Source organism: Sphingopyxis sp. BE235 (assembly GCF_031457175.1).
Classification (GTDB): Bacteria; Pseudomonadota; Alphaproteobacteria; order Sphingomonadales; family Sphingomonadaceae; genus Sphingopyxis.
The window spans coordinates 165,544-179,410 of the sequence record NZ_JAVDWC010000003.1; the positions used below are offsets into that span (position 1 = coordinate 165,544).

Sequence of the window (13,867 nt, forward strand, 5' to 3'; positions counted from 1 at the left end):
GTCTCGACTTCGCTCGACACGAACGGGCCTTTGGCGGAGCGTCATTGAACGGTGGCCGACGGAACGCCCCGCACCCCAATCGTGGCGGAGCAGGCGGCCGACCGGCTCTATATCATCGACGCGCGCAATGGGGTCGAGCAGCGTCTGTTGCTCGACTGGATTCATGCGACGAGTGGCGATGACGAGCCGGCGTGGGCGAGCCTCGACATCGAGGACGGCGATCATGCGCTGCCCGTCGACGTGCTGCGGGTGCGGCTCGGCGGCGCGCCGTCGCGGCAGATCGTGCCGCTGCGCGTCGCGTGGCGCATTCCGGGTTTCGACAAGGAGCGCGCGCTCAAATTCCGCCACCTGATCTTTGGCGATCCGCGTCATCCGGGTCCTTTGCGGTCGCGGTTGATCCTGCTTCGTGATCGTCGCCGCGCCCAGATATTGGTCGGTGAAGCGGCAACGCTCGATGTGCTGCGCGACCGTTTCTGCGCGCAGACCGGCGGCGGCGATGGCGAAGGCGCCGAGAGCCCTGAATTTGCGGGCTTCGTCGCGCGGCAAGCCGCGCTTGCGCTCGACGTTGCCGAGCGCGGTATTCGCGGCACGCGCTACAAGGTCCCGCGTTTCGTCGCCGATGGCCTGCGCACCAGCCCCAAATTCCGCGCCGCGCTCGCCGAGCTTTCAGAGAAGACCGGGCGCCCGGTCGCCGATCTCTTCCGCGAAGCGCGGCCACTGATGAAGGAAGTGATCGCGCGGCCCTCGGCGCTGTTCCTCGACCTGCGCGCCCGGCTCGATCGCATGATGTTCGGCGGCTACGCGCCCGAAATGGAAATCGACGCGACGGAGCTTGCCAAGCTGCGTTCGATCCTGCGCGAGCATCCGACCGCGATCCTCTTCACGCACAAAACCTATATCGACGGCGCGACACCCAGCCGGCTTGCCTATGAGAACGACCTGCCGATGCTGCACAGCTTCGGCGGCGCCAATCTTGATTTCGCGGTGATGGGCGAATTCTTCCGCCGTTCGGGAATGATCTTCATCCGGCGCAGCTTCCAGGACCAGCCGGTCTACAAGCTCGTGCTGCGCCACTATATCGCCTGGCTGCTCGCCAAGCGTTTCCCGCTGTCGTGGGCGTTCGAGGGGACGCGTTCGCGCCTCGGCAAGCTGATGCCGCCCAAATACGGCCTGATGAAATATGTCCTCGACGCCGCGCACGCGACCGGGACGCGCGGTGTCCATTTCGTGCCGTTCGTCACCAGCTTCGACCTGATCCGCGACGTCGAGGAATATGCCGCCGAACAGACCGGCCGGAACAAGAAGCCCGAGAGCCTGTCGTGGTTCCTCGGCTATATGAAGAGCCTCAAGGAACCCTCGGGCCGCATCCGGCTCGACATCGGCAATCCTGTGGTGATCGACGCCGCGCCGGCCCCCGACGACAAACGCGCGCTCGAAACAATCGCCTTTGCCGTCGCGGTCGAGGCCAATCGCGTCACGCCGCTGACCGTCACCTCGGTGATGTGCCTGATCCTGCTCGGCATGGCGCCGCGCGGCGCGACCGCCGCCGAACTGCTCGGCGCGATCGGCGCGGTGACCGACTGGGCGCGGGCCCGCGATATCCGCCTCAGCAGCGAACTCGAAAGCGGCGACGATGCTGCGCTCTCGGCGACGGTCGACACGCTCGTCGCAAGCGGGTTGCTGACGCGCTACGAGGCGGGCAGCGAGAATGTCTATTCGATCGATCCCGCCAAACATCCGATGGCGAGCTATTACCGCAACATCATCGCGCATCATTTCCTCGATCGCGCGATGATTGAGCTGGCGCTGTTCGAGCTGCGCGACGGCGACAGCGGCGATGCGACCGCCGCCTTCTGGGCCAGGATCGACCGGCTGCGCGACCTGTTCAAATTCGAATTCTTCTACCCGCCGCGGGGCGAGCATCTTGCCGCGATCGAGGCCGAACTGACGCGCATCGATCCCGTCTGGGATCGCCGGCTTGCCAGCCGCGACCGCGGCATCGCGCAGCTCCTCCGGCGGTGTCAGCCGGTCGTCGGTCACGCGATATTGCTTCCCTTCGCCGAGGCTTACTCGGTCGTCGCCGAACTGCTCGCGCGCGCGAAGCCCGGCGACGTCGTCGACGAACAGGCGTTGCTTGACGCCGCCCTCGTCGAAGGCAAACAGGCCTGGCTGTTGCGCCGCATCAGCAGCGAGGCGGCGATCGGGAAATTGCTCTTCGCGAACGGCCTGTCGCTGATGCGCCATATGGGGCTGACAACCGACGCGACCCCGCCGAACCTCGCCGCGCGCCGCGCGCTGCTGATGGAACTGCGCGGTCTCGCCAACGTCATGGAAACGATGCGCCTCTCGACCGTGGCGCTTGCCGACCGGTTGCCCGGTTCAGGAGGATAGGATGCTCAAACAGCTCAGCGCGCAGGACGCCCAATTCCTCTACACGCAGACCGCGAACTATCTGACGCATATCATGGGGGTCTATATCTACGACCCCGCGACCGCGCCCGGCGGCTTCGTGCGCTTCAAGGACATCATCCGCCACGTCGAAAGCCGCGTTCACACCTCGCCCTTGTTCAAGCGCCGCCTGCATCGACTGCCGTTCGACATGGATCACCCCTATTGGGTCGAGGACGAGCATTTCGACATCGAGGCGCATATGAGCCACGCGCGCCTGCCCGAGCCCGGCGACTGGCGGCAATTCTGCATCGCGGTCGCGCGCTGGTTCTCGAAGCCGATGGATATGAATCGGCCGCTCTGGGACATCTATATCATCGAGGGACTCGACCGCATCCCGGGCATCCCGAAGGGCAGCTTCGCGATGCTCCACCGCGTCCACCACGCAGCGGTCGACGGCGCGTCGGGCGCGCATGCCTTCATCGCGATGAGCGACATCGATGCGAAGGGCACCCCCGCGATAGCCGAACCGCCGCCGGTCGAGGAACTGGGCAAGGCGCCGTCGAGCGCCGAAACGATCTCGCGCGCCTGGTCGGCGTCGATGCAGTCGCCGGTCAAGTTCATGAACGCGCTGATGAAGATGTCGCCCGCGATTATCTCGTCGGCGAGGCGGTCGATTGCCGAGGGCGGTATGACCGCCGGCGTCCCCGAAACGCGCTTCAACGTGCCCGTCGGCCCGCACAAGATGTTCGACGCGACCACGGTGGCGCTCGCCGATGTCGCCGAGATTCGCAAGAAGGTGCCCGGCGCAACGGTCAACGACGTCGTGCTGACCACCGTTGGCGGCGCGCTGCGCAAATATCTCGCGAAGCACAAGGAATTGCCGAAGGACAGCCTCGTCGCGGTCGCGCCGATCAATTTGCGCGGCAAAGGCGGCAAGGCGTCGAAACCGGGAAACCAGGTGTCGGCGATGAGCGTGCCGATCCGCACCGACATCGCCGATCCGCTCGCGCGGCTCGCGGCGATCCGCGACTATACGGTCGAAGCGAAGGAGGCGAAGGCCGGCGTCAGCGCGCGCATCATGACCGACCTGTCGCAGCATATCCCCGGCGCGACGATGGCCGCGGTCGCGCGGCTCGTCACCAGCGAGCGCTTCGCGGTGCGCGGCACGAACCTGTTCATCTCGAACGTGCCGGGGGCGCAGGTGCCGCTCTATCTCGCCGGCGCGCAGCTTGTGCAGCAGCACGGCATGGCGCCGCTCGCGAACAATATGGGGCTGTTCGTCGCGACCCCCAGCTACAACGGCCGCATCGCTTTCTCGCTCATCTCCGAACGCGCGGTGATGCCTGACATCGCCTTTTTCCGTGAATGCATCGAGGAAAGTTTCGCCGACCTGATGGCGGCGGTGCCGAAGCCCGAAAAGCCCAAAGCCGCTACGGCAGAGCCGAAACCCGTGGCCAAGCCCAAGCCGAAACCGAAAGCCGTCCAGAAACCTGCCGCGAAGCCCAAGGTGAAACCGGTTGCTAAAGCGAACGCAACCGGCAAGACTCGCAGAAAATAGACCATGCTCTCGCAGGATTACCGAATGCTTTTCACCCCGACGCTCAGCGCCGACCACGATCTTGTGACCGCACCCGACTATATCGCATGGGCCAAGGCGGCACGCGAACATGACCGGAAATCGGGATTGCAGGCGTGGCGCGACGCCGACGAAAGCAAGCATTTCGATTATAGGGCGATCCGCGCGCGGCTCGAAAAGCTGCGCAAGCTGTCGGCGGCGGGTGACGTCAAGGGGCTGCTCTTCGTCCTCAACGAAGGCATCCACGGCAATATCGACGGCATGGGGCACGAGCGGCTGTATCAAAAGGCGCGCTTCGGGACGAAAAAGCTGGTCGAGGATTATGTCGCCGAGGTCGTCGCATCGCTCGACAAGATCGCCGCCGCGCGCAGCATCACCCGCGAGGAAAAGCGCGACTTCTTCCGCCGCGCCCAGCATTGCTACGGTCGCTCGGCGCTGCTGCTCTCGGGTTCGGGCAGCTTCCTCTTCTTCCATATCGGCGTCGTGAAGGCTTTGTGGGAAGAAGGCGTGCTGCCCGCGATCATGTCGGGCGCGAGCGGCGGGTCGATCGTCGCCGCCATCGTCTGCACGCGCAAGAGCGCGGACATCGGTGCCTTCCTCGAAAGCAACCGCCTCGCCAATCCCGCTCGCGACCCCGAACAGAGGCGCCTCGCGCCCGACGAGGTGCGCGAACGCCTCGCCGACCTGATCCCCGACCTGACCTTTCAGGAAGCCTATGAGATCAGCGGCCGCCATCTCAACGTTTCGGTCGCGCCCGCCGAAAAGCATCAGAACGGCCGGCTTTTGAACGCGATCACCGCGCCGAACGTGCTGATCCGCGAAGCCGTGCTCGCGTCGTGCGCGGTGCCCGGCGTCTTTCCGCCGGTGATGCTGATGGCGCGCGACGACAAGGGCGAGCGCATCCCGTATCAGCCCGACCGGCGCTGGGTCGACGGCTCGGTGACGCACGACATTCCGACCAAGCGGCTCGAACGCCTTTACGGGGTCAACCATCATATCGTCAGCCAGGCGAACCCGATCGCGCTGCCCTTCGCGACCGACACGCGCAAGCAGATGGCGCCGATCGAGGCGATCCAGCACGCATCGATGGCGACCTTCAAGGCGTGGCTCAACGCGAATATGGTGATCTTCCAGAAGCCGCTCGAATGGGTCCCCCCGCTCAACAGCCTCGCAAACATGGCGCGGTCGGTGATCAACCAGGAATATACCGGCGACATCAACATTATCCGCCCGCCGAAATTCTGGTCACCGGCAAAGATCCTGTCCGATCTCGCGCAGGAGGATATCGACGAACTGATCGACACGGGCGAACGCACCGCATGGCCGAAGGTTGAGATGGTGCGCACCCAGACCGCGATCAGCCGTGCGCTCGAAGCCATATTGGCGAAGATCGACAAGACGGGCGACGACGGCCCCGGGCATCGCAGCGCGGCGCTGCAGAAAGCGGTTCGCTGAGTATGGCGGCGGGGGCGGTGATCCTGCCGGCCGGATCTGCGGGCGCGGGGGCAAAGCTCCATGTCACCCACTGGCTGCCCGAAGGCCGCCCGCGCGCGATCATCTTGCTCGCGCATGGTTATGCCGAACATGCCGGGCGCTACGAATATGTCGCCAAGCGGCTGATCGACGCAGGCTATGCCATCTATGCGGTTGACCATTGGGGGCACGGCAATTCGGATGGGGAGGGCGGTTTTGTCCCGCGCTTTTCCGCCTTTCTCGACGGCATGGCCGAACTGCTGACGCTTGTCGAAATCAACCATGCCGATACGCCGCGCCTGCTGCTCGGCCACAGCATGGGCGGGCTGATCGCGACCTTGTTCCTTGTCGAGCGCCAAAATGCTTTTGTCGCGGCCGCGGTGTCCGGTCCCGCGATCCTGCCCGCCGAACCGCCGTCGCGCTTCACCGTCTGGATCAGCCGCTTTCTCTCGCGCTTCTTCCCGCGCCTCGGCGTGCTGTCGCTCGATGCCAATGGCGTCAGCCGCGACCCGCAAGTGGTCGCCGCCTATCAGGCCGATCCGCTCGTCTATGAGGGCAAGATCGGCGCAAGGCTCGGCAAGGAGTTCATGGATGCGATGGCGGTCGCGCAGGCCGACGCGCCAAAGATCAAGCTGCCGATCCTGATCCAGCACGGCGAGGCCGACCGGCTCACCGCCCCGGCGGGGTCGCGCTATTTGTTCGACAATGTCGGCTCGGCCGACAAGCGCCTCGAAATCTATCCCGGCCTGTTCCACGAAATCTACAACGAGCCCGAACGCGACGCGGTGCTGGGCGATCTGATCGACTGGTTCGACACACATGTCCCGGATGTTTCTCCGCCGCCCCTTTCACGCTGAAGGGTGGGGCAGGCCCGAGCAGGACGGACGGCAAGGGTGACCGGGCCGCATAGCCGCCGCCGATTAAACCGATTGACCACGCTCACCGATCCCATCACAAAAGGCGTGAGCTTCGGCTCGGGGGAATATTGGGGGGGATATGGAAAAGGCGATATGGCTCTTGACGGCTGGCGCGCTGTTCGCGCAGCCGGTCGCGGCGCGTGCGGCGGAGACCAACGGGGACACGCCCGAGGAGATAGCCGAAGATGCGGCGCGCGATCTCAAGGACAGTCGCTTTTACAACAAGCCCGGCGCCAGCCGGGCGGAATATGATGCCGATTGGCAAAGCTGCCGGTTGATCGCGCGCGGGTCTCAGACACCAGCCGGATCGGTTCCGATCTATAATCCGGCGATGTATAATCCAGCGATCTCACCGCTTGCGGCGGGTATCGGAGGCGGGATCGGCGCGGCCATCGGCGCCGCGATCGTCGAGGGCCAGATGCGCCGGGCCAACCGGCGGAACTGCTTGCTGATCAAAGGGTGGCGCCTGGTCGAGCTGCCTGCGGCGCAATCGGCGAAGGTCGCCGCCATGTCCGACGCCGAACGGCAAAGCTATTTCGAGACCGTCGTCGGTGCCCAGACGGTCGACGGCACCATCACCGAAATGACAAGCTTCACCCCGGTGGCCGATGACAGGCTGAACATGAACGGCGCGCTTGCCGGCCCGGCGTCGCTGTTTCTGGGCAAGAAAGTCGATCCCGCAGCCCCATTTGCGCTCGGGGAAAATGAAGGCGGTCTGGTCGTTGCATTCCGGCGCAACGATGCCGGAAGTGCGGGACGCTCGGGTCGCGTTCAGATCCGTCGCTTCGATCGAGAAAATGGGGACCTTTTCTATCAGCCCCGCGACTGGAAGAAAAAGGGCGATCGCACGACCTATGCCAGCGAATTTGTCAGCAAGGACAAGAAGGCGGCTTATGAATTGCAAGTCGTGAAGCTGACGCCCGGCTGGTATGTTTTGCAAACCGATGCGGTGGGCATGGTTCCGCCGAACACGACAAACTGCTTTGGCGCGCCGGCTTTCGAGGTGAAGGCGGGCGAATATGCGTATCTCGCCGACGCGACGCCCTTCCTGGACGCTGCGCTTGCAACGGGCCGCCGGCATACCGGCATGGGCTATGCGCGCAATTTCAACGAGGCCAAGGCCGCCATGGCGGGTTTCCAGCCCGATGTGGCTGCGCGGATGGCCGAAGCCAGAATCGAAAATCTTGCGACCTATAGCTGCGCCGGACAGGTGATGACGCGCATGGATTTCCCGGGCGTGACCGACACTGTTCCCGCGCCCGTCGCCAGGAGCGTGCCCGCCGTCGCGGCATCGGAGGATAACAAGGCGGTGCTTGCGGCGTCACAGGGGTCGACACCGACGGAATAAATGGCAGGATCATGGCCATGAGAATCCTCCTCGTGCTCATCTTCGCGCCGCTGATCGCGCTCGCGCTGATGTATTTCATCTTTCCCGGCCGCCTCGTCGCGCTCGGGCGCGCCTTGCTCCGCCGCCGCGGCGGAATGGTGCAGAAGAGCGTCGCCGTCGACGGCCGCATCTGGCCCTATCTCGAGGGCGGCGACCCGTCGAAGCCGCTCGTCCTCCTCGTCCACGGCTTTGCCGGTGACAAGGATAATTGGTCGATGATCGCGCCGTACCTCACGCGCGATTACCATGTCATCGCGCCCGACCTGCCGGGGTTTGGCGAGAATGAGCGCAATCCCGACCTCGCCTATGACCTCCAGGCGCAAACCGCGCGGCTCAAGGCATTTGCCGACACGCTCGGGCTCCAGCGCCCGCACGTCGCCGGCAACAGCATGGGCGGCTGGATCGCGCTTCGCTACGCGATCGACTATCCGGACGCGCTCGCCAGCCTGACCCTGCTCGACAATGCCGGGGTCAATGGCGCGAATGAGAGCGCGCTTCAAAAACTGGCGGCGAGCGAGGACTACAACCCGCTCGTCCTCGCTGGCCTTGAGGATGCCGACCGGCTGGTGGCGATGGTGGTCCACAAGCCGCCCTATATCCCGTCGCGTTTGAAGCCGGTCCTTTATGCCGACGCGCTCAAATATCGCGACCAGCTCGACACGATCTTCTGGGTGATCGCGACCGAGGGCCGCGACCATCCGCTCAACGACCGGCTCGGCGAGGTGAAGGCGCCGACGTTGATCATCTGGGGGCGCCACGACCAACTGCTCGACGTCAGCTGCGTTCCCGTACTCGAAGCGGGCATCGCCGGCAGCGTCTCGCATATCTTCGACCATGTCGGCCATGTCCCGATGATCGAGGATCCGAAGGCGACCGCCGCGGTGATGAAGGGCTTTCTTGCCAAGCATTGAAATGATCGCCAGTCTCTCCTGAAAACAGGGAGAGACACATGCGGTTGAAGGTCGGCCTGCTCGGTGGGGGTAGCTGGGGCACGACGGTCGCGGCGGTGGTATCGCGCAATGCGCCGATCACCTTGTGGGCGCGCGATGCCGAGACCGTGGACGATATCAACACGCATCACGAGAATCGCAAATATCTGCCCGGCATCGCGCTGCCGCCGGTCCTCCGCGCCACGAACGACATGGCCGAAGTCGTCGCGGGCGCCGACGTGCTCGTGATGGGGGTCCCTTCGCACAGCTTCCGCGCGGTGCTCGAGGAAGCGAAGACCCATCTTCGTCCATGGGTGCCGGTCATCAGCCTGACCAAGGGGCTCGAACTTTCCTCCGGCAAGCGGATGACCGAACTGATCGAGGAAGTGCTGCCCGGCCATCCCGTCGGCGTGCTCACCGGGCCCAATCTCGCGCGCGAGATCATGACGGGGCAGGCTGCGGCGAGCGTCTTGTCGATGGAGGACGAGATCGTCGTGCGCGCGCTGCAACCCGTGTTCCATTCGGGGCTGTTCCGCGTCTACACCAACACCGACCTGCTCGGCTGCGAGCTCGGCGGGGTACTCAAGAATATCATCGCGATCGCGGTCGGGATGGGTGACGGGCTCGGTGCGGGGGACAACACCCGCTCCGCGCTGATGACACGCGGGCTTTCGGAGATTACCCGGCTTGGCGTCGCGATGGGCGGGCGGGCCGAAACCTTTGCCGGCCTCACCGGCATGGGCGATCTGATCGCGACCTGCACCAGCCCCTTGTCGCGCAACCGCCATGTCGGGGTCGAACTCGGCAAGGGACGCCCGATCGAGGAGATTATCGCGGGCATGAACATGGTCGCCGAGGGGGTGAAGAGCGCGCCGACGGTGATCGCGCTGGCCGAAAAACATGGCCTCGACATGCCGATCGCGCGCGATGTGTTCGATGTGACGCAGGGAAAACGCAGCGCGCAGGACGTGTTTCGGGGTCTGCTTCGCTCCGCCGTCGGCGACGAAGCGCACCCCGGATGAGCGTTTCCACCGCGACCCGTGCCATTTCGGCGTTCAGCCGGGAAGAAAAGCGCGATCTGTTTCGTTGACTCCCCTGACCGCCCCGAACGGGCGGGCAATCAGGAGATGGACGATGAAAAAATGGACCACCCTCGCTGTTCTAGTGGCTCTCCCCGCCACGGCCGCGGTCGCTGCCGTTCCCTATGGCTCAATGCCGCCGGGATTCGAGGCGCCGCAAATCCGCACCTCGCCGATCGCGGGCATCGTCAACCAGCAATGGTATAATTACAAAGCCGATATTCTTGAGGCGGAGAAGGAGCTGACCAGCGACCTTCGTCATTCGACCGACCGCGAGGACCGCTGGGACGCGTGGGATGAATGGCAGACCGAGGTGGTCGATGCCGACAAGGACTATGTGAAGGAAATGCGCGAGAAGGGCTATCGCACCGGCCGCGTGACCGTCGGCGGATAAATCCTGTCGAGTTCCCCGGAGCCTTGCTCTGGGTCGCAGGGAAGGGCGGGTGTCATGGGGCACCCGCCCTTTCTTGTGTCACGACTTGGCTTCGGCCAGCAGCGCCTTCGCCTCCTTGCCCTGCCAGTCGATGGCGCCCACGACGCGCCAGACCTCGCGCCCGTCGGCGTCATAATAGATGCTCGTCGGCAAAGCGCTGTTCGCCGCGTCGAGCAGGCCGTTCTGCGGATCGATATAGGGTTGGAGCGCCTTCAGTCCCGCCTTCTGGAACCATGGGTCGACAATTTCCGCCCCCTGCAAATCCTGCGCGACGGCAATCACCGTCATCCGTTCGGCGCTTTGCGCCGCGAGCGCATCGAGCGTCGGCATTTCGGCGACGCACGGCGCGCACCAGGTCGCCCACAGGTTGACGAGCAGCGGCTTCCCGCGAAACGACGCGAGCGTCACCGGCGCGTCGTCGGGGCCACGAAAGCCGGCCGTGGGCGCGAGCGCGCCCTTGTGACTGCGATCGACAATATACTCGAACTGCCCGGGCCCCTTCGCTTGGCCCGCCGAAACATTTGCTTGGCCTTGCCCGGCTTGCCCGTCCGGCTGCTTTTCCCTATCGCAGCCGGCGATTGATCCGGCCAGAAGCACGGCGAGGATCGCAAGGGACGGATTTGGGACGCGGCGGATGGCGAATACTCCGGATAGCAACAGCATGTGGGGCGGCCGCTTCGGTGGCGGACCCGCCGCGATCATGCAAGAGATTAACGCCTCGATCCCCGTCGACAAGCGATTGTGGGAAGAAGATATCGCCGCGAGCCGCGCGCACGCCGCGATGCTCGGTGCGGCGGGCATCATTGGCGCCGACGACGCCGTTGTGATCGACCGCGGCCTTGCGCAGATCGCCGATGAGTTCGCCGCGAACGGCGTCCCCGTCGACCTCGCGCTCGAAGACATCCACATGACGGTCGAATCGCGGCTCAAGGACCTCGTCGGCGAAGCCGCCGGGCGGCTCCACACCGCGCGTTCGCGCAACGATCAGGTCGCGACCGATTTCCGCCTGTGGACGCGCACCGCCTGCGAGCGCATCGACGCGGGATTGCAGGCGATCCAGACCGCGCTGCTCGCGCGCGCCGACGAACATGCGGGCAGCATCATGCCGGGCTTCACGCACCTGCAGGTCGCGCAGCCGGTAACGCTCGGCCATCATCTGCTCGCCTATGTCGAGATGTTCGGCCGCGACCGCAGCCGCTTTGCCGATGCCCGCCGCCGCCTCAACGAATCGCCGCTCGGCGCCGCCGCGCTCGCGGGCACCGGCTTCCCGGTCGATCGCCACGCGACCGCCGCCGCGCTCGGCTTCGACCGCCCGATGGCGAACAGCATCGATGCCGTCTCCGACCGCGACTTCGCGCTCGAATTCTGTGCATCCGCATCGATCGCGGCGATCCACCTGTCGCGTCTCGCCGAAGAAATCGTGATCTGGGCCAGCCAGCCCTTCGGCTTCATCAGCCTGCCCGACGCCTGGTCGACCGGCAGCTCGATCATGCCGCAAAAGCGCAATCCCGACGCCGCCGAACTGGTGCGCGGGCGCGCGGGCCTGTTGCTCGGCGCCTTCCAGCGCCTCGCGGTTATCGTGAAGGGCCTGCCGCTCACCTATTCGAAGGATTTGCAGGACGACAAGGAAACTGTCTTCGGCGCCTTCGACGCGCTCGCGCTGTCGCTCGCCGCGATGACGGGGATGGTCGAAACCTTGACCTTCCGCACCGACCGCATGCGCGCGCTTGCCGCGTCGGGCTATTCGACCGCGACCGACCTCGCCGACTGGCTCGTGCGCGAGAACGGCCTGCCGTTCCGCGAGGCGCATCATGTCGTCGGTGCCTGCGTGAAGCGCGCCGAGGAACTCGGCGTCGAACTGTCGGCGCTGCCCGCAACCGACGCCGCGGCGATCCATGCCGCGGTGACACCCGAGGTGCTCGCGGCGCTGACCGTCGAAGCGTCGGTCGCCAGCCGCTTGAGCTATGGCGGGACGGCGCCCGAACGGGTAAGGCAGGCCATCGCCGCGGCCCGTGCGGCGCTCGAAGGAACGATTTGATGGCGACCAAGCGCCTCATCCTTGTTGGCATGGCTGCAATCGCGCTGCTCGGCGCGTGCGGCAGCAAGGAAGATCTGAAGCCCGTGGCAGGCCAGCCTGCACCGGTGATTCCCGTCGGCGCGACCCGCGCCCCGACTACGGAGGAGCTTACGACGCCTGACGCGCAGGCCCGGCCCGCGCGCAGCGACGAACTTCTCAAACGGTCCGAACAACGCGAACCCGACGATTTCGATCTGCCGCCTCCGGGCTGATTGAAACCGAATATACCTACCCGTTCGTGTCGAGCGAAGTCGAGACACCCATCAGCGTGGCGTTGCCCTTCGAGGCATCTCGACGTCGCTCGATGCGAACGGAAAAAGATAATCAGGATTTGTTTCAATGAATCATTTTGAACTTCGTGACGGCGTGATGCACGCCGAGGATATTCCGCTGCCACGCATTGCCGAGGAAATCGGCACCCCCGTCTATGTCTATTCGCGCGCGACGCTCGAACGTCATGCGCAGGCGTTTCGTGACGGGCTGAAGGATGTTCCGAGGAAGCATCTCGCTTTTGCGATCAAGAGCAACCCCAACCTCGGCGTGCTGCGCGTTCTCGCGCGGCAGGGCTATGGCGCCGACGTCGTATCGGGCGGCGAGCTCGAACGCGCGCTCGCGGCGGGCATGGCGGCCGAGGACATCGTCTTTTCGGGCGTCGGCAAGACGCGCGCCGAACTGGCGCTGGGGCTCGACCGCGGCATCGGCCAGTTCAACATCGAGCACGAGCCCGAGGGTGTGGCACTCGCCGAAATCGCGCTCGCAAAGGAAATGACCGCGCCCGCGGTGCTGCGCGTCAATCCGGACGTCGACGCGGGCACGCATGCCAAAATCTCGACCGGCAAGGCCGATAACAAGTTCGGCGTCGGGATCGACGCCGCGCCCGAAATCTTCGCCCGGCTGTCGGCGCTGCCGGGGCTCAACTTGCGCGGCATCGCGGTCCATATCGGCAGCCAGCTCACCAGCCTCGCCCCGTTCGAGGCGGCGTTCAAGCGCGTGGGCGAGCTCGTCGCCGAGCTGCGCGCCGCGGGGCACAGCATCACCCATGTCGACCTCGGCGGCGGGCTTGGCGTGCCGTATCGGGCGGGCGACAATATCATTCCGCCGTCGCCCGCCGATTATGGTGCGATGGTCGCGCGCGTAACGCGCGATTGGGACGTCACGCTGATGTTCGAACCCGGCCGCGTCATCGCGGGCAATTCGGGGGTTTTGCTGACCGAGACATTGTGGGTGAAACCCGGCGCAACGCACCCCTTCGTCATCGTCGATGCGGCGATGAACGACCTTGCCAGGCCCGCGCTCTATGACGCCTGGCACGATTTCGTAGCGGTAAAGCCGTCGGGCGAGACGATGACCGCGTCGATCGTTGGGCCGGTCTGCGAAACCGGCGACACCTTTGCGCGCGACCGGCTGATCGACAAGGTCGAGGCGGGTGACCTCGCGGTCTTCTGCAGCGCGGGCGCCTATGGCGCGACGATGGCGTCGACCTACAATAGCCGCAGCCTCGTTCCCGAGGTGCTCGTCGACGGCGACCGCTATGCCGTTGTCGCCGACCGGATCACGGCGGGCACGATCATGGCCGCCGAGCGCGTGCCCGACTGGATCGACTGA

12 protein-coding genes are annotated in these 13,867 nt (G+C 65.4%); 11 read left to right on the forward strand and 1 reads right to left on the reverse strand.

Features of this window, described 5'->3' with window-relative positions:
• The first annotated feature begins 51 nt into the window (after positions 1–51).
• From J2X38_RS14410 to J2X38_RS14445, 8 genes are all read left to right on the forward strand, one after another.
• Positions 52–2,391: a glycerol-3-phosphate 1-O-acyltransferase gene (locus tag J2X38_RS14410; RefSeq protein ID WP_310255129.1), complete on the forward strand. Its 2,340-nt coding sequence runs from the start codon at positions 52–54 to the stop codon at positions 2,389–2,391.
• Between the two features lies 1 nt (position 2,392).
• Positions 2,393–3,949, forward strand: coding sequence for a wax ester/triacylglycerol synthase family O-acyltransferase (locus J2X38_RS14415; protein ID WP_310255130.1), 1,557 nt, complete (start codon positions 2,393–2,395; stop codon positions 3,947–3,949).
• 24 nt (positions 3,950–3,973) lie between these two features.
• Positions 3,974–5,422 (forward strand): DUF3336 domain-containing protein, encoded by a 1,449-nt coding sequence (locus J2X38_RS14420; protein ID WP_310255131.1) that lies wholly within the window; start codon positions 3,974–3,976, stop codon positions 5,420–5,422.
• Positions 5,423–5,424: 2 nt separating this feature from the next.
• Positions 5,425–6,297, forward strand: coding sequence for an alpha/beta hydrolase (locus J2X38_RS14425; protein ID WP_310255132.1), 873 nt, complete (start codon positions 5,425–5,427; stop codon positions 6,295–6,297).
• Positions 6,298–6,436: 139 nt separating this feature from the next.
• The gene (locus J2X38_RS14430; RefSeq protein WP_310255133.1) at positions 6,437–7,705 is read left to right on the forward strand and encodes a hypothetical protein; all 1,269 of its coding nucleotides are present in this window, start codon (positions 6,437–6,439) and stop codon (positions 7,703–7,705) included.
• 17 nt (positions 7,706–7,722) lie between these two features.
• A complete protein-coding gene (locus J2X38_RS14435) occupies positions 7,723–8,655 on the forward strand; it encodes an alpha/beta fold hydrolase (RefSeq protein ID WP_310255134.1) in 933 nt (310 codons plus the stop codon).
• 38 nt (positions 8,656–8,693) lie between these two features.
• The gene (locus J2X38_RS14440; protein ID WP_310255135.1) at positions 8,694–9,695 is read left to right on the forward strand and encodes an NAD(P)H-dependent glycerol-3-phosphate dehydrogenase; all 1,002 of its coding nucleotides are present in this window, start codon (positions 8,694–8,696) and stop codon (positions 9,693–9,695) included.
• Positions 9,696–9,807: 112 nt separating this feature from the next.
• Positions 9,808–10,146, forward strand: coding sequence for a hypothetical protein (locus J2X38_RS14445; protein WP_058539716.1), 339 nt, complete (start codon positions 9,808–9,810; stop codon positions 10,144–10,146).
• 78 nt (positions 10,147–10,224) lie between these two features.
• On the opposite strand, the gene J2X38_RS14450 is transcribed toward J2X38_RS14445, so the two are convergent.
• The gene (locus J2X38_RS14450; protein ID WP_310255136.1) at positions 10,225–10,887 is read right to left on the reverse strand and encodes a TlpA disulfide reductase family protein; all 663 of its coding nucleotides are present in this window, start codon (positions 10,885–10,887) and stop codon (positions 10,225–10,227) included.
• Between J2X38_RS14450 and argH the strand changes: the two genes are divergently transcribed.
• From argH to lysA, 3 genes are all read left to right on the forward strand, one after another.
• Positions 10,847–12,223 (forward strand): argininosuccinate lyase, encoded by a 1,377-nt coding sequence (argH, locus tag J2X38_RS14455; RefSeq protein WP_310255137.1) that lies wholly within the window; start codon positions 10,847–10,849, stop codon positions 12,221–12,223. The genes J2X38_RS14450 and argH overlap by 41 nt on opposite strands.
• Positions 12,223–12,474 (forward strand): hypothetical protein, encoded by a 252-nt coding sequence (locus J2X38_RS14460; protein ID WP_058539713.1) that lies wholly within the window; start codon positions 12,223–12,225, stop codon positions 12,472–12,474. Before argH ends, J2X38_RS14460 begins: the two co-directional genes overlap by 1 nt.
• Positions 12,475–12,601: 127 nt before the next feature.
• Entirely contained in the window at positions 12,602–13,867 is a 1,266-nt protein-coding gene (gene lysA, locus J2X38_RS14465) for a diaminopimelate decarboxylase (RefSeq protein WP_310255138.1), read from the forward strand.